15 protein-coding genes are annotated in these 14,711 nt (G+C 68.6%); 9 read left to right on the top strand and 6 right to left on the bottom strand.

Annotation, left to right across the window (positions count from 1 at the left end; genetic code table 11):
- Positions 1 to 26 precede the first annotated feature (26 nt).
- The 9 genes from AC27IQ_RS03455 to AC27IQ_RS03495 all read left to right on the top strand — a co-directional run bounded on the left by AC27IQ_RS03455 (position 27) and on the right by AC27IQ_RS03495 (position 9,604).
- Positions 27 to 839, top strand: coding sequence for an NAD-dependent epimerase/dehydratase family protein (locus AC27IQ_RS03455; RefSeq protein WP_487088212.1), 813 nt, complete (start codon positions 27 to 29; stop codon positions 837 to 839).
- A 5-nt stretch (positions 840 to 844) separates the two neighbouring features.
- Positions 845 to 1,774: an SMP-30/gluconolactonase/LRE family protein gene (locus AC27IQ_RS03460; protein ID WP_487088214.1), complete on the top strand. Its 930-nt coding sequence runs from the start codon at positions 845 to 847 to the stop codon at positions 1,772 to 1,774.
- Positions 1,775 to 1,847: 73 nt separating this feature from the next.
- Complete coding sequence (locus tag AC27IQ_RS03465; RefSeq protein ID WP_487088216.1) at positions 1,848 to 2,819, top strand: TRAP transporter substrate-binding protein; 972 nt, start codon at positions 1,848 to 1,850, stop codon at positions 2,817 to 2,819.
- Between the two features lie 104 nt (positions 2,820 to 2,923).
- Positions 2,924 to 3,412, top strand: coding sequence for a TRAP transporter small permease (locus AC27IQ_RS03470; protein WP_272569100.1), 489 nt, complete (start codon positions 2,924 to 2,926; stop codon positions 3,410 to 3,412).
- Positions 3,413 to 3,420: 8 nt separating this feature from the next.
- Positions 3,421 to 4,716 (top strand): TRAP transporter large permease, encoded by a 1,296-nt coding sequence (locus AC27IQ_RS03475; protein ID WP_487088218.1) that lies wholly within the window; start codon positions 3,421 to 3,423, stop codon positions 4,714 to 4,716.
- Between the two features lie 20 nt (positions 4,717 to 4,736).
- Positions 4,737 to 5,837, top strand: a complete 1,101-nt coding sequence (locus AC27IQ_RS03480; protein ID WP_487088220.1) for a lactonase family protein — start codon at positions 4,737 to 4,739, stop codon at positions 5,835 to 5,837.
- Positions 5,838 to 5,943: 106 nt separating this feature from the next.
- The gene (locus tag AC27IQ_RS03485) at positions 5,944 to 6,999 is read left to right on the top strand and encodes an SMP-30/gluconolactonase/LRE family protein (protein ID WP_487088222.1); all 1,056 of its coding nucleotides are present in this window, start codon (positions 5,944 to 5,946) and stop codon (positions 6,997 to 6,999) included.
- A gap of 26 nt (positions 7,000 to 7,025) precedes the next feature.
- Positions 7,026 to 8,021, top strand: coding sequence for a Bug family tripartite tricarboxylate transporter substrate binding protein (locus tag AC27IQ_RS03490; protein ID WP_317357991.1), 996 nt, complete (start codon positions 7,026 to 7,028; stop codon positions 8,019 to 8,021).
- Between the two features lie 203 nt (positions 8,022 to 8,224).
- The gene (locus AC27IQ_RS03495; RefSeq protein WP_487088224.1) at positions 8,225 to 9,604 is read left to right on the top strand and encodes a PQQ-dependent sugar dehydrogenase; all 1,380 of its coding nucleotides are present in this window, start codon (positions 8,225 to 8,227) and stop codon (positions 9,602 to 9,604) included.
- Between the two features lie 17 nt (positions 9,605 to 9,621).
- Here the strand turns inward: AC27IQ_RS03495 and AC27IQ_RS03500 are convergent, their stop codons facing one another.
- The 6 genes from AC27IQ_RS03500 to AC27IQ_RS03525 all read right to left on the bottom strand — a co-directional run.
- The gene (locus tag AC27IQ_RS03500) at positions 9,622 to 10,665 is read right to left on the bottom strand and encodes a phytanoyl-CoA dioxygenase family protein (protein WP_487088226.1); all 1,044 of its coding nucleotides are present in this window, start codon (positions 10,663 to 10,665) and stop codon (positions 9,622 to 9,624) included.
- Between the two features lie 16 nt (positions 10,666 to 10,681).
- The gene (locus AC27IQ_RS03505) at positions 10,682 to 11,995 is read right to left on the bottom strand and encodes a type II toxin-antitoxin system HipA family toxin (RefSeq protein WP_487088228.1); all 1,314 of its coding nucleotides are present in this window, start codon (positions 11,993 to 11,995) and stop codon (positions 10,682 to 10,684) included.
- 20 nt (positions 11,996 to 12,015) lie between these two features.
- Positions 12,016 to 12,324 carry a helix-turn-helix domain-containing protein gene (locus AC27IQ_RS03510; protein ID WP_272569110.1) on the bottom strand — a complete coding sequence of 103 codons (309 nt, stop codon included), beginning with the start codon at positions 12,322 to 12,324 and terminating at the stop codon, positions 12,016 to 12,018.
- Positions 12,325 to 12,457: 133 nt separating this feature from the next.
- Complete coding sequence (locus tag AC27IQ_RS03515; protein ID WP_272569111.1) at positions 12,458 to 12,673, bottom strand: YjfB family protein; 216 nt, start codon at positions 12,671 to 12,673, stop codon at positions 12,458 to 12,460.
- Positions 12,674 to 12,772: 99 nt separating this feature from the next.
- Positions 12,773 to 14,185: a dihydrolipoyl dehydrogenase gene (locus AC27IQ_RS03520; protein WP_487088231.1), complete on the bottom strand. Its 1,413-nt coding sequence runs from the start codon at positions 14,183 to 14,185 to the stop codon at positions 12,773 to 12,775.
- A 98-nt stretch (positions 14,186 to 14,283) separates the two neighbouring features.
- Positions 14,284 to 14,711, bottom strand: a 428-nt coding sequence (locus AC27IQ_RS03525; protein ID WP_487088233.1) for an IMPACT family protein, incomplete at its 5' end; no start/stop codon positions are given.

The following is a 14,711-nucleotide window of genomic DNA, read 5'->3' on the forward strand; positions in this document are numbered from 1 at the left end:
TGACAAATACTAGCCAGAGGAGCTTCATGAGCCAGCCGTCCCGTTTACCCCGTCTTCTTTTGACCGGCGCCGCAGGCGGCCTGGGCCAGGTGTTGCGCGAAAGATTGCGCCCGTATGCCGAGGTGCTGCGGCTGTCCGACATCTCCCCCGTGGCCCCTTCGCGTGGCCCCGATGAAGAGGTGGTGCCCTGCGATCTGGCCGACAAGGCTGCGGTGGACGCGCTGGTGGCCGGCTGCGACGCCATCGTGCACCTGGGCGGGGTATCGGTCGAGCGGCCCTTCGAGCAGATCCTGGAAGCCAACATCAAGGGCGTGTTCCACATCTACGAAGGCGCGCGTCGCCACGGCGTGCGCCGCGTGGTATTCGCCAGCTCCAACCATGTGACGGGCTTTTACCGCCAGGACGAGCGCATCGACGCCAACGCGCGCCGCCGGCCCGATGGCTATTACGGCCTGTCCAAGTCGTTCGGCGAAGACATGGCGAGCTTCTATTTCGACCGCTACGGCATCGAGACGGTGAGCCTGCGCATCGGCTCCTCGTTCCCTGCGCCGCGCGACCGCCGCATGATGAGTTCCTGGCTGAGCTACGACGACCTCACCCAGCTCGTCGAAAAGGCCCTGTTCACCCCGGACGTGGGCCACACCGTGGTGTATGGCGCCTCCGCCAACCGCGATCTGTGGTGGGACAACCATGCGGCAGCGCACCTGGGCTTCGCGCCCAAGGACAGCTCCGAACCCTTTCGTGCCCAGGTCGAGGCCCAGCCCGCACCCGCGCCGACCGACCCGGCCGCCATCTACCAGGGCGGGGCCTTCACGGCCCAGGGCCCGTTCGAAGGATGACCGCCGTGAACGCCAGCGCGGAACTGGTGCTGGATGCGCGCTGCGCGACGGGCGAGAGCCCGGTGTGGCGCGCTGCCGGGCAGGCGCTGTACTGGGCCGACATTCCCCAGGGCGTGCTGCACCGCTGGTCCGCGCAGACCGGCGAGCAGGCGCAGTGGAAGGCCCCCGAGATGGTCGCCTGCATCGCTCCCTGGGCCGGGCAGCCCGGCCGATGGCTTGCCGGTTTGGAAAGCGGCTGGTTCCAGCTCGACCTGCCGCAGGGCGGTGCCGCATCCGGACCGCTGCAGGCGCAGCGCCTGGCCACGGCCGAACACGCCCGGGCGGGCATGCGCTTCAACGACGGCCGCTGTGACCGCCAGGGACGTTTCATCGCCGGCACCATGCTGCAGGACATGGGCGCCGCCGCCCGCGTGGGCAAGGTGTACCGGTTCGGTGCGCAGGAGCTGACGGCCGGCGCAGGCACCGACCTGGCGCTGGGCGATTTGATCGTGCCCAACGGCATCGCTTTCAGCCCCGACGGGCGCACGATGTACCTGTCCGATTCGCACCCCCAGGTGCAGGCGATCTGGGCCTTCGATTACGACACCGAGACCGGCACGCCGAGCCGCCGTCGCCTGTTCGCCGACATGAATCCGCTGCCGGGGCGCCCCGATGGCGCGGCGATCGATGTGGATGGCGGCTACTGGATCTGCGGCAACGACGCGGGCCTGGTGCACCGCTTCACCCCCGACGGCCGGCTCGACCGGTCCCTGGCCGTGCCGGTGAAAAAGCCTGCCATGTGCGCCTTCGGCGGCCCGCAGCTCGACACGCTGTACGTCACCTCCATCCGCCCCGCAGGCGTGGACCTGTCGGACCAGCCGTTGGCCGGCGGTGTCTTCGCATTGCGCCCGGGTACGCAGGGCGTGCCGGAGCCAGAATTCACCGCCCCTGTCTGAACGGGGCCTGGGTCCCTCTACCGATTTCTCCCCCAAAACGTATTTCCAACAGCAAAAGAGACGAGGCAGACAAATGAAATTCCTGAAGACCACCCTGGCCACCCTGGCCGCGCTCACACTGGGCTTCGGCGCCGCGCAGGCGACCGAGCTGCGCTCCGCGGACATCCACCCCGACGACTACCCGACCGTGACGGCGGTCAAGTTCATGGGCGAGCGCCTGAAAGCCCTGTCGGGCGGCAAGCACACCATCAAGGTGTTCAACAACGGCGCCCTGGGCAGCGAGAAGGACACCATCGAGCAGGCCAAGATCGGCGCGCTGCAGCTGGTGCGCATCAACATCGGCGCGATGAACAACATCTGCCCCGAGACCGTGGTGCCCACGATGCCGTTCCTGTTCCGCTCGGTCGAGCATCTGCACAAGGTGCTGGACGGCCCGATCGGCGAGGAAATCCTCAAGGCCTGCGAAAAGCAGGGCTTCGTGGGCCTGGCCTACTACGACAGCGGCGCCCGCTCGATGTTCACCGCCAAGAAGCCCGTGCGCAGCTTCGCCGACATGAAGGGCCTGAAAGTGCGCGTGCAGCAGTCCGACCTGTGGGTGTCGATGCTGGAGGCCATGGGCGCCAACGCCACCCCCATGCCCATGGGCGAGGTGTACACCGGCCTCAAGACCGGCCTGATCGACGCGGCCGAGAACAACTACCCCACGTACGAGAGCTCGCGTTCGTTCGAAGTGGCCAAGTACTACACCAAGACCGAGCACTCCATGGCCCCCGAGATGCTGCTGTTCTCCAAGCGCGCCTGGGACCGCCTGTCGCCCGAAGAGCAGGGCTGGATCCGCCAGGCCGCCAAGGAGTCGGTGCCCTACATGCGCAAGCAATGGGCCGAGCGCGAGATCAAGTCGCTGGCGACGGTGAAGGCCGGCGGTGCCGAGATCATCGAAATCGACAAGGCCCCGTTCCAGGCCGCGATGAAGCCCGTGTACGACAAGTTCATCCCGGACGCCAAGCTCAAGGACCTGGTCAAGCGCGTTCAGGAAACCCAGTAAGTCCCTTTCTGCCCACTTCCTGAAGTGGGCTTTTTTTGCTCTTAAATCAATAGCATGGTGCCCTAGTGGATATTGCGCCAGGGGCCTTTTTTACTCATAACAACATGTATACCCAAATTTGCCGCACGCTCGCCCGCGTCTGCATGTGGCTGGGCATCCTCGGCCTGGTCGCAGTGATCTGCGCCGTGAGCTGGCAGGTGTTCGGACGCTATGTGCTCAACAACACGCCCACCTGGGCGGAAAGCCTGGCCCTGCTGCTGGTGATCTACGTCACCATGTTCGGCGTGGCGGTGGGCGTGCGCGATGCCGGCCACATCGGGCTCGAATCGTTCCTGGTGCTGGCGCCCGACTGGCTGCGCCTGAAGATGGAATACCTCATCCATGCGCTGGTGCTCGTGTTCGGCGCCGTGATGGCCTACAGCTGCGCGTCGCTCGCGCAGTCAGTGTGGGACTACCGGCTACCCACGCTGTGGATCTCCGAAGGTTGGAAATACGTGCCGGCCGCGATCGCGGGCGTCCTGATCGTGATGTTCTCGATCGAACACATCATCGCGCTGGCCCAGGGCCGCGAAGTCGAACCTGCCTGGGGCTGAGAAAAACCATGACCGTGCCACTTTTGATCCTGAGCGTGTCGTTCACGCTGTTTCTGCTGCTGGGCGTGCCCGTGGCGTTTTCCATCGGCCTGTCGGCCCTGGCCACCCTGCTGTACGAAGGCCTGCCCCTGGAGGTCGGCTTCCAGCAGATGACCTCGGGCATGGGCATCTTCTCGTTCCTGGCGATTCCATTCTTCATCTTCGCGGGCGAGCTGATGCTGTACGGCGGCATCGCCGACCGCATCGTCAACTTCGCGCGCAACCTGGTGGGCCACGTGCGCGGCGGGCTGGGCATGTCCAACGTGGTGGCTTGCACGCTGTTCGGCGGCGTCTCGGGCTCGCCGGTGGCGGACGTGTCGGCCATGGGCGCCGTGATGATCCCGATGATGAAGAAGGAGGGCTACCACGCCGACTACGCCGTCAACGTGACGACGCACGCGGCGCTGGTGGGGGCGCTCATGCCCACCAGCCACAACCTCATCATCTATTCGCTGGCGGCCGGCGGCAAGGTGTCCATCGCGGCGCTGATCCTCGCGGCGCTGATTCCCGCGCTGGTGCTCACCATCAGCAACCTGGCCGCGGCCTACCTCGTGGCCGTCAAGCGCGGCTACCCCGCGGGCACGTTCCCGGGCTGGCAGATCGTCGGGCGTTCGTTCGCCGCCGCGCTGCCGGGGCTGTTCATCGTCGTGCTGATCCTGGGGGGCATTCTTTCGGGCATCTTCACCGCCACCGAATCGGCGGCCGTGGCCGTGCTGTATGCGCTGGGCCTGACCGTGTTCCTGTACCGCACGCTGAAGTGGGAGCACTTCATCAAGGCGGCCTCGAAGGCGGTGCGTACCACGGGCGTGATCCTGCTGCTGATCGGCATCTCCAGCACCTTCGGCTACCTCATCAGCCTGTACGGCGTGGCCGAACTCACGGGCCAGATGCTGTCGCAGGTGACCAGCACGCCGTGGGTGATCTTCCTGCTGATCAACATCATCCTGTTCGTGCTGGGCACGTTCCTGGACATGGCGGCCACCATCTTGCTGTGCACGCCGATCTTCCTGCCCATCGCCCAGCACTACGGCATGAGCTCGGTGCAGTTCGGCATCGTCATGCTGATCAACTGCGCGCTGGGCCTGAACACGCCGCCCGTGGGCACCACCCAGTTCGTGGGCTGCGCAATCGGCGGCGTGTCGGTGGGCACGGTGATGCGCACGATCTGGCCTTTCTACGGCGCGCTGATCTTCGCGCTGGCCCTCGTGACCTTCGTGCCGGGCTTCTCGACCTGGCTGCCCAGCATGTTCATGGTGGTCAAGTGACCCCGGAAAGAGAGCGATCCATGGCGATTTCTTCTTCCTTCCTGCGCGCGGTGGCGCTGGCCCCCGTGGCCGCCGCCGCGCTGATGGCGGCCAGCGGCGCGGCCTCGGCCGCCACCTGGGTCTATGTGTCGAACGCCGACAGCCAGGACGTGTCGGTGTACGAACTGGATCGCGCCGCCGGCAAACTCCAGCCGGTGGAGACCGTGACCGTGGGCGGCCAGGCCATGCCCATGGCGGTCTCACCCAACAAGCGCCAGCTGTACGTGGCGCTGCGCTCGCAGCCTTTTCGCGTGGTGACGCTGGCCATCGATCCGGCCAGCGGCCGCCTGAAGAAGCAGGGCGAGGCCGCCCTGGCGGACAGCATGGCCAACATCGACACCGATGCCACCGGCCGCTGGCTGTTCGCCGCGTCCTACCCGGGCCACAAGATCACCGTCAACAGCATCGACAAGGACGGGCTGGTGGGCGCGGTGCAGCAGCTCATTCCCACGGCGCCCAACGCGCACGCCATCCATGCCGACGCGGCCAACCGCTACGTGTTCGCCACCAGCCTGGGTGGTGACCATCTGTCGAGCTGGCGCTTCGACGCCACCACCGGAAAGCTGACCGCCAACGAGCCGGCGCTGACCGCGGTGGCCCCGGAAAAGGCCGGCCCGCGCCACTTCGTCTGGGACAAGGCGCAGCGGTACATGTACGTGGTGGACGAGCTGGACGCGGCCCTGCACGTGATGGCGTACGACGCCGAGCGCGGCACGCTGCGCGAGGTGCAGCGCACCACCACCTTGCCGCCGGGCTTCGCCGGCAAGCCCTGGGCGGCCGACCTGCACCTGTCGCCCGATGGGCGCACGCTGTATGCGTCCGAGCGCACGTCGAGCACGCTGTCTACCTTCCGCGTCGATGCGGCCACCGGGCAGCTCGAGCCGCTCGGCCAGGTGCCGACCGAGAAGTCGCCGCGCGGCTTTGCCGTCGATGCCTCGGGGCGCTTCCTGATCGCGGCGGGGCAGGACTCGCACAGCGTGTCGCTGCACCCCATCGATCCAGCCACCGGCGTGCCGGGCACGCCCACGCGCGTGGCGGCGGGCAAGAACCCCAACTGGGTCGAGATCGTCGACCTGCCGTGAAGCATCGACGCCTTGGTGCGTGGGTACGCATGCGCCTGCCCGCCCGCGCGGCTTTGGGGTCTGGGGCCCGCCGCGCTTCCTGAAAACACGACCGGAGACAAAACCCATGCAAAGAGCGACACAAGGCGCCACCCCCCAGACCCCGCCATCGCGCCGCCGTTTCATGGCCGGCGCGCTGGCCGCCACGGCCACGGGCCTCGCGCAGGCCCAGGCGTTCGACTTCAAGCCGCAGCAGCGCTACCCCGATCCCTCGGTGCAGATCCTGGATCCGTCATTCGCCAAGTACCGCCTGTTCAGCAGCAGCGTGGAGCAGATCGCCACCGGCTTTCGCTGGGTCGAAGGCCCGGTGTGGTTCGGCGATGGGCGCTACCTGCTGTTTTCCGACATTCCCAACAACCGCATCCTGCGCTGGGACGAGGCCACGGGGCAGACCGGCGTGTTCCGCCAGCCCTCCAACTTCTCCAACGGCCTGGGCCGCGACCGCCAGGGCCGGCTGCTGGCGTGCGAGCACCTGACCCGCCGCGTGACCCGCACCGAGTACGACGGCAGCATCACCGTGCTGGCCGACCGCTTCGAGGGCAAGCGCCTGAACTCGCCCAACGACATCGTCTGCCCGAGCGACGGCTCGGTCTGGTTCACCGACCCGCCGTTCGGCATCGGCGGCCACTGGGAGGGCGACAAGGCCGTCTCCGAGCTTCCGCATGCGCTGTACCGCATCGATCCGTCCGGCCGGCTGGATCGCGTGCTGGAGGCGCGCTTTCCCAACGGTCTGGCGTTCACGCCGGACGAAAAGCAGCTCTACCTCGTGGCGCGCACGGCCGACAACCGCCGCCAGATCGTGCGCTACGACGTCACCGCCCGCCAGGGTCTGGCCAACCCGACTGTGCTGATCGAGGGCGGGGCGGGCGCGCTGGACGGATTCAAGGTCGATGAAGACGGCAACCTGTGGTGCGGCTGGGGCAGCACGGGCGCGGCCGACTCGGTCGCCGCGGACCTGGACGGCGTGATGGTGTTCAACCCGTCCGGCAAGGCCATCGGCCATATCCGCCTGCCCGAGCGTTGCCCGAACCTCGTGTTCGGCGGCCCCAAGAAAAACCGCCTCTTCATGGCCAGCAGCCACTCGATCTATTCGCTCTACGTGGAAACGCGCGGAGCGGTCTGATTTTTCAAAACCAGGAGACAACGCACATGCAACGCAGAACCTTCATCGCCGCCGCGGCCGCTGCGGCCGCCGCCGGCAGCTTCATCGGCCTGCCCGCTTTCGCGCAGGGCACCTGGCCCACGGGCAAGACCATCACCTACCTTGTACCGTTCGCGGCGGGCGGCACCACCGACACGCTGGGCCGGCTGATCAGCCAGCAGCTGGGCACCGCCCTGGGCACGACCGTGGTGGTGGACAACAAGGGCGGGGCGGGCGGCAGCGTCGGCTCGGAAATCGCGGCCCGCGCGGCACCGGACGGCTACACGCTGCTGGGCGGCACCATCAGCTCGCACGCCATCAACGTGAGCCTGTACCCGAAGCTGGGCTACGACCCGGTGAAGTCATTCGCGCCCGTCACGCTCATCGGCACCAACCCGGTGGTGCTGGTGGTGGCGGCCAGCAGCCCCTACAAAACCCTGAAGGACGTGCTGGACGCGGCCCGCGGCAAGTCGGGCGGCCTGTCGTCCGCCTCGGCCGGCACCGGCACCTCGCAGCATCTGGCGCTGGAGCTGCTGGCCTACAAGTCGGGCGTGAAGTTCACCCACGTGCCTTACAAGGGCAGCGGTCCGGCCATCCAGGACGTGATCGGCGGGCAGGTGGACATGATGTTCGACACCACCGTCGTGGCCGCGCCGCACATCCAGAGCGGCAAGTTGCGCGCCATTGCCGTCACCTCGGCCAAGCGCCTGGGCTCGATGCCCGACGTGCCCACCGTGGCCGAATCCGGCTTGAAGGACCTGGCCGACTTCGAGGTGCAGTCGTGGCAGGCCATCTTCGTACCCGCCGGCACGCCCGAGCCGGTCGTGACCCGCCTGCACACCGAGATCCGCAAGATCCTCGCGCAGCCGGACATGCAGACCCGCCTCAAGAGCTTCGGCATGGAGCCGGCCGACATGACGACCGCGCAGATCGCCACCTTCCAGAAGGCCGAAGTCGCCAAGTGGGCGCAGGTGATCAAGGCCGCCAACATCAAGGTGGACTGACACCGCGCGGTGGCATGACGCGGCCCGGTGCCCTGGCGCCCGGGCCCGCTGCATGCCGGAGAGGGGAGGGGATGGGAGACCCGTCCGGCGCGTTCGCGCCCATGGCTGACAGGGGCGGTGGTGCCAGCGCGGCACACTGGCCCGCATCGCGGCGCATCCGCCGCGATCGGCACCCCAACACAGCACAGAAGGCAGGTTCTCCCATGCACGCGCGACGCTCCCATCTCCCCCCGTTTTCAACCGCCCGCTGGCCTGTCGCCGTCCTGGGCTGCGCGCTGGCTGGGGCCCTGGCCGGCTGCGGCGATACGGCACGGCTGCCGCCCGAGGCCGGCGTGGGCCCGTCGCCCACGCTGCCCGAACCCCACAAGACCCTGATCCCCACCGTTCACATCGCACCTGCCAAGGGGTGGCCCGACGGCATGCAGCCCACGCCCATGGCGGGCATGCAGGTCACCGCGCTGGCCAAGGGGCTGGACCATCCGCGCTGGGTGTACGTACTGCCCAACGGCGACGTGCTGGTCGCGGAGAGCAACACGCCGGCCAAGCCCAAGGAAGACCAGGGGCTGGTGAAGAACGTGCGCAACTGGGTCATGGGCAAGGTCATGGGCCGCGCGGGCTCGGGCGCGCCGTCGGCCGACCGCATCACCTTGCTGCGCGACACCGACGGCGATGGCTTTGCGGAAACGCGCAGCGTGTTCCTGCAGGGCCTGCATTCCCCGTTCGGCATGGCGCTGGTGGGGGGCGATTTCTACGTCGCCAACACCGATGCGGTGGTGCGCTTTCCCTACACGGCGGGCCAGACCACCATCACCGCGCCCGCCACCAAGGTGGTGGACCTGCCCGGCCTGCCGTTCAACCACCACTGGACCAAGAACCTCATCGCCAGCCCTGACGGCCGCAAGCTCTATGTGACCGTGGGCTCCAACAGCAACGTGGCCGAGAACGGCATCGAGGCCGAGCAAGGCCGCGCCGCCATCTGGGAGGTGGACCGCGCCAGCGGCACCCACCGCATCTTCGCCAGCGGCCTGCGCAATCCGAACGGCCTGGGCTGGGCCCCCGGCAGCGGCGCGCTGTGGACAGTGGTGAACGAACGCGACGAGATCGGCAGCGACCTCGTGCCCGACTACCTCACCTCGGTGAAGGAGGGCGCGTTCTACGGCTGGCCCTACAGCTACTACGGCCAGCATGTGGATGTGCGGGTGAAGCCGCCCCAGCCGGACCAGGTCGCCAAGGCCATCGCACCCGACTATGCGCTGGGCAGCCACGTGGCGCCCCTGGGGCTGGCCTTTTCGGGCCCGCCCTCGGCCGGCAACGGGTTGCCGCAGCAACTGGCCCAGGGGGCCTTCGTGGGCCTGCACGGCTCGTGGAACCGCAAGCCGCGCAGTGGCTACAAGGTGGTCTTCGTGCCGTTCGAAAACGGCCAGCCCAAGGGCCAGCCGATCGACGTGCTGACCGGATTCCTCAGCCCCGAAGGCGATGCCTATGGCCGTCCCGTCGGCGTGGCGCTGGATGCGCGCGGCGGGCTGCTGGTGGCCGATGACGTGGGCAACGCCATCTGGCGGGTTTCGGGCACGCCCCGATAGGGGATGGTGGAGGCTGCTCAGCGCCAGATCGCCTGAATCGGCACGTCGGCGGGCATCATGTTGATGTACTGCACCAGACGGGGCCGCGCACCGCGGTTGGGGCTGGCGCCGTGGGGCAGCGCCTGTTGCCAGATCACCAGATCGCCGGCCCCTGCGCCGATGGGCCGGGCGCCCAGCGCCTGGAAATCCTGCCTGCGCGGATCGGCGTTCGGCGGCAGTCCGGCCAGCCACCCTTCCACCTGGCGGTGAAAGCCCGGCACCACGGTGAGCGCGCCCTGTTCGGGCGGCGTGTCCGTGAGGTACAGGATGCCCTGGGTGCAAAACGGAATGGGTGGCTCCAGGCTCACATCCCAGTGCAGCCCCTGCGCCTGGTAAGGGTGGCCGGGGCGCTCCGGCACATTGAAACCGCAACGGTCCGTGCTGCGCCACAGGTCGGCGGTGCCCCACAGTTGCGCGAACGCCTTGTGGATGCGTAGCGCCCGGCGGTTCGCGTCGAACGCGGGGTGCTGGAACAGTTGCACCATGATGTTGCGCGGGGCGTTGCGGTACCACGATTCGACATCGTCCGGCGTGGCGCCCACCGCCTCCCACACCACTTGCGCCGCGGCGGCGCTGTCGTCGGGCGCCACGGCCTGCCGCACGATCACGTAGCCGTGCTCGTCCCAGTGCGCCAAGTCGTCGGCATCCAGCACGGGTGGCATGGTGTCGACCTGGGCATGCAGCCGGGCTGCGGCGTCAGGCACCGGCCCGCCGTCCACCAGCGCCTGGATGCGGGCGATGGTGGAGGCATCGGGCGCCCCGGCGGTGCGCACGATCCAGTCCTCGAAGTCCGCGAACTCCGGCGCATGCCACAGCACGTGCTGCATGGTCTGCTCCAGGCCCAGGCCCATTGCCGCGAGCACGATCTGCGTGCGATGGGATTCCGCGTACTCGCCCGTGGGCAGGCCCTGGCGCGCCGCCATCCAGCGGGACCAGCAGCGCTTGAGGTAGGGCACCTGCAAGGCACCGCGCTCGCCGGGCGGGCAAAGGGGATCGGCTGGGTTCAATGATGGGGTGGTCATGCTGGGAGTTGTGCTTTCAGTTCCGTGTGAGCGCGACACCGCCTGCCAGGCGCTCCGCGACCGACCGGCGCATCGCGGGCGGTGCGTCGGCGATGCGCTCGGGCCATGCCTGCTGGGCCAGGCGCACCGAATCGCGCAGCAGCGCAAGATGGCGCGGCGCCCGCAGCAGGCCGGCGGCCTTGATCAGCCCTTCCATGTCGTCCCATGAAAAGGCGCGCAGGGTTTTGTCGATGGCCCGGTTCACCGCGTACTGGCTTTCGGGCATGCCCTCGAAGAACGCGGCGACGCACACGGGGTCGTACAGCGGCGACAGCTGCGGTGCGCGCCCGTCAGGGTAGACCAGCGCCCAGTTCTTGAGGTGCGCATCGGTGTTGCCCATGAGGATGAAGGCGACCATGCGGGCGAGGAACTCGCGGGTGTCGTGCACGGGCTGGTGGCTCAGGCGGTCCAGCACGCGCAGCATGGTGGCGTAGTCCTGCAGGATGCCCTTGCCGTACTTTTGCCGCGGCGTGTAGCCCAGCACCTGGTTGAACTCTTCCATGTGCACCCGCTGGCCGCCGGGCAGGTGGTCGAACCGCTGCACGGCCAGGATCTCGTCGAAGGGCACGGCATCGGGCAGATCGGCCTCGGCGCGGGTGATGACATCCGCCTGGGCGCAGTCCAGGCCGAGCGCCCGGCACAGCTGGTAGCCGGCGTGTTCGTTGGCCACCAGGTCGGGGTGGGCGGTGGTGGGCAGCTTCAGGATCACGCTGCCGGCCGCGCCCTTGCGGTGCACGGTGTAGCGTCGCCCTTCCTGCACCGCGCTGAACTTGGTGACCACGCCGGGCAGCGAGGCCGCGTCCTCCACGGGGTATTCGACGAAGCCCGGCTCCAGCACGTCCAGGCCCTGGGTGGTGTGCCAGTGGCGAACCACGTCGGGCACGCCGTCCTGTGCGGGCACGGGCTCCACCTCCAGCGCGCCCATCAGATCGTGGCCCGCGGCGGCCAGCAGCTCGAACTCGTCGTCGGGCGTGCAGCCGCGCTCGCGCGCGAGGCGCTCGCGGTTGTGGCCTTCGGGCAGCAGGTTCTGGAAGTACACCGGCCAGCGGCCATCGGTGCGCACCAGCCGGGCGTCGCGCGCCGAAGCCAGGATCTGCTGCGTGGCGGCCTCGGTCTCGCCCTGAAAGCTGAGCGACAGGGTGGGGCGGCCGGGGTCGTTGATGTAGCTGGCATCGAACGACACGCGCAGGATGTCGCCGTACTGCGAGAGGTAGCCGATCGCCATGCGGCCGGCACCCTGGCCGGCCGGGCGATGCAGGTACAGGCGCAGGTAGCGGATGGAGGTGCTCATGGCGGGTCAGCCGGCCGCGCTCAGCCTTCTTTGCGCAGGCTGTCGATCACCGAAGGCGGGGCATCCACGCCCTGGGGCTGTCCCAGGAATTTGCCGCCCGACTGGATGAAGGCCTGCAGGCTCGGCCGAAGGGTGCTGGGCACGGCGATGATGTCCATTCCCAGCACGCGGGCCATTTCCGTCAGGGTGGAATAGCGGGGGTCCAGGTCGCCCCCTTCGGTGCGCTGCACCGTCATGCGCGAGAGGCCGGCCCGTTCGGCCAGCTCCGCCTGGGTGAGCTGGCTGGCCTTTCGGGCCACGGTCAGGCTGTGGATCAGATCGTTGGTCATGATCCTGTTTATACTCTTTTTTGGCTAAAAGAGTATTCTAAGTTTCACCTGCCGGTGGTTTGGGTGAATCAGATCGCGGCTTTCACCATAAGACCGCCTCCCCGTAAAGCGCAGGCCCCTCGGGGCCGCCGGCTCAGGCGAACGTGTTGACCTGGGTGCCCAGCGCGCCGGAGGTGGCCAGTGCCGGTTGGGGCATCGATTGCTTCATCGATTCGATCAGCAAGGTGGCGGAGGCCTCCTGCGTGTCCAGCGCCTTTTTCAGCACCCGGATGTTCAGGGCATCGGAATTCTTCTGGCTGGCCATGGCCGTTGCGGTGTTGACGACCGACTGGGAAAGCGCGACATCCATGGGGTGCTCCTGTTGGGGCCTCGGGGCGAGGCGAAGGCAAAGACCCCTCCTTTTTCGGCACCCCCGCCCGGAACTGAAGCCCGGGCGGAGGCGAAATATTCAATCGAGCGCGCTGGCCCCATAGGCGGAGCAGGCCGACAGGTCCGAAGCGCTGCCGCTGGGCAGGTGCGAAGCCGCATCGCGCAGCGCGGTGCGCAGTCCTTCCTCCAGGACCGGGTGGTAGAACGGCATGCGCAGCAGGTCCTGCACCGTGAGCGACCGGTCGATGGCCAGCGCCAGCAGATGCGCCATGTGCTCTCCGCTGGGGGCGCAAAGCTCCGAGCCCAGGATGCGGCCGCTTTCGCGCTCCGCATACACGTTCAGGCGGCCCTGGTTGTGCTGCGCCGCGCGTGCGCGGCCCTGGCGGGAGAAATCCACCGAGCCCGTCACGAATTCGCCGTCTTTCAGGTCCTTCCAGGCCTGGCCGATCACCGCCGCGTTGGGCTGGGTGAACACGATGGACAGCGGCGTGCGCCGGCGAAAGCACTGCGGCTCGGGTGCCATGGCGTTCAGTGCGGCCATGTGGCCCTCGTCGGAGGCCTCGTGCAGCAGCGGCCGGCGGTCGTCGGCATCGCCGGCCATGAACACGGGCAGGTCCGCGATCTGCATGGTGCGCGCATCCACGGGCGGCTTTCCGTGCGCGTCCAGGGGGATGCCCAGGGTATCGAGGCCGAGGTGTTCGATGTTCGGCCGCCGCCCCATGGCCGCCAGCACCTGGTCCACCACCACCGTGGTGCTGCCGTTGCTGACCTCGATGCCGCCCGGAACTTCGCGCAAGCGGGCCTCCTCGCCCACGCTGACGACGAATTCGTCTTTCAGCACGCCCTGGAGCGCACCGAGGATGTCGGGATCGGACAGCCCGGCCAGCGATGGCCCGGTCGAGAACGCCGCCACTTCCACGCCCAGCCGCGACAGGGCCTGCGCCAGTTCCGCGCCCAGCGGTCCCAGCCCGATGACCGCCACGCGCGGCCCCAGGGTGGGCTGCTCGAAGAGGGTGTCGGTGGTCAGGATGCGGTCACCGAACGCCAGCCATTCCTCGGGAATGATGGGGCGCGAGCCGGTGGCGATGATGACGCTGCGGGCATGGTAGGTCTTGCCTCCCACTTCCACCGTGCCCGGGCCGCGCAGCCGCGCGTGGCCCGAAATGCCCTGGTCGCCGACCGCCGATGCCTTCTCGGTGCCCGCCACGAACTCGTCGCGCAGGGCGCGCACGCGCTCCAGCACGGCAGGCATGTCGACGGAGAGGCCGTCCCCGCCGCGCAGGCCGAAGGTGTCGAATGCGTGGCGCCGGTGGTAGGCGTTGGCCGCTTCGATCAGCATCTTGGAGGGCATGCAGCCCACCCGCGCGCAGGTGGTCCCCCAGGGGCCATCGTTGACGATCCGCACGCGGTCGGTGCGTTTGCGAACCTCGCGCAACGCGGCAAGGCCTGCCGATCCCGCGCCGATGATGATGGCGTCCAGGGGTGGGCTCATGGGTCGATCTCCTCAGGGGTGGCGAATGGCTGAGTGTCCCCGGGCCGCAGGGTGGGGCCTGTAGGTGCAGGGCACTTTCGGCGCAGGCGATGGCGGCGCTACGGCGCGATCCAGCCGATCCGGCCCTGGCAGGCGTCGTTCAGCCGCTGCACGAACGCCGCCTCCTGCGGCTGAGGCAACTGGATGCGCACGGCCACCAGCGAGCCGTGGGCCACCTCGCCCAGCGTGGCGCCGGCCGCCTCGACCTCGCGGCGCACCAGGCCCTCCAGGGCGTAGGGCACCTCGCACTGCAGCACCACCATGCGCTGCAGCGGCACCTTCTCCGCCGGCAGCAGCGCCTGCGCGATGGTGTCGGTGTAGGCCCGCACCAGCCCGCCCGCACCCAGCTTGACGCCGCCGAAATAGCGCACCACGGTGGCCAGCACGCCTTCGAGGTCTTGGTGGCGCAGCACCTCCAGCATCGGCCGGCCCGCGGTGCCGCCGGGTTCGCCGTCGTCCACCGCGGCCGACTGGCCGCCCGCCAGCA

The sequence above is a fragment of the Acidovorax sp. KPB24-07 genome (genome assembly GCF_057543315.1).

Excerpts from the sequence above, each read along its gene's own strand:
- AC27IQ_RS03505 (WP_487088228.1), bottom strand. The coding sequence starts at position 11,995 with ATGAGCACCTCCATCCGCTACCTGCGCCTGTACCTGCATCGCCCGGCC.
- AC27IQ_RS03490 (WP_317357991.1), top strand. The coding sequence starts at position 7,026 with ATGCAACGCAGAACCTTCATCGCCGCCGCGGCCGCTGCGGCCGCCGCC.
- AC27IQ_RS03500 (WP_487088226.1), bottom strand. The coding sequence starts at position 10,665 with ATGACCACCCCATCATTGAACCCAGCCGATCCCCTTTGCCCGCCCGGC.
- AC27IQ_RS03480 (WP_487088220.1), top strand. The coding sequence starts at position 4,737 with ATGGCGATTTCTTCTTCCTTCCTGCGCGCGGTGGCGCTGGCCCCCGTG.
- AC27IQ_RS03515 (WP_272569111.1), bottom strand. The coding sequence starts at position 12,673 with ATGGATGTCGCGCTTTCCCAGTCGGTCGTCAACACCGCAACGGCCATG.
- AC27IQ_RS03475 (WP_487088218.1), top strand. The coding sequence starts at position 3,421 with ATGACCGTGCCACTTTTGATCCTGAGCGTGTCGTTCACGCTGTTTCTG.
- AC27IQ_RS03465 (WP_487088216.1), top strand. The coding sequence starts at position 1,848 with ATGAAATTCCTGAAGACCACCCTGGCCACCCTGGCCGCGCTCACACTG.
- AC27IQ_RS03510 (WP_272569110.1), bottom strand. The coding sequence starts at position 12,324 with ATGACCAACGATCTGATCCACAGCCTGACCGTGGCCCGAAAGGCCAGC.
- AC27IQ_RS03485 (WP_487088222.1), top strand. The coding sequence starts at position 5,944 with ATGCAAAGAGCGACACAAGGCGCCACCCCCCAGACCCCGCCATCGCGC.
- AC27IQ_RS03455 (WP_487088212.1), top strand. The coding sequence starts at position 27 with ATGAGCCAGCCGTCCCGTTTACCCCGTCTTCTTTTGACCGGCGCCGCA.
- AC27IQ_RS03520 (WP_487088231.1), bottom strand. The coding sequence starts at position 14,185 with ATGAGCCCACCCCTGGACGCCATCATCATCGGCGCGGGATCGGCAGGC.
- AC27IQ_RS03470 (WP_272569100.1), top strand. The coding sequence starts at position 2,924 with ATGTATACCCAAATTTGCCGCACGCTCGCCCGCGTCTGCATGTGGCTG.
- AC27IQ_RS03495 (WP_487088224.1), top strand. The coding sequence starts at position 8,225 with ATGCACGCGCGACGCTCCCATCTCCCCCCGTTTTCAACCGCCCGCTGG.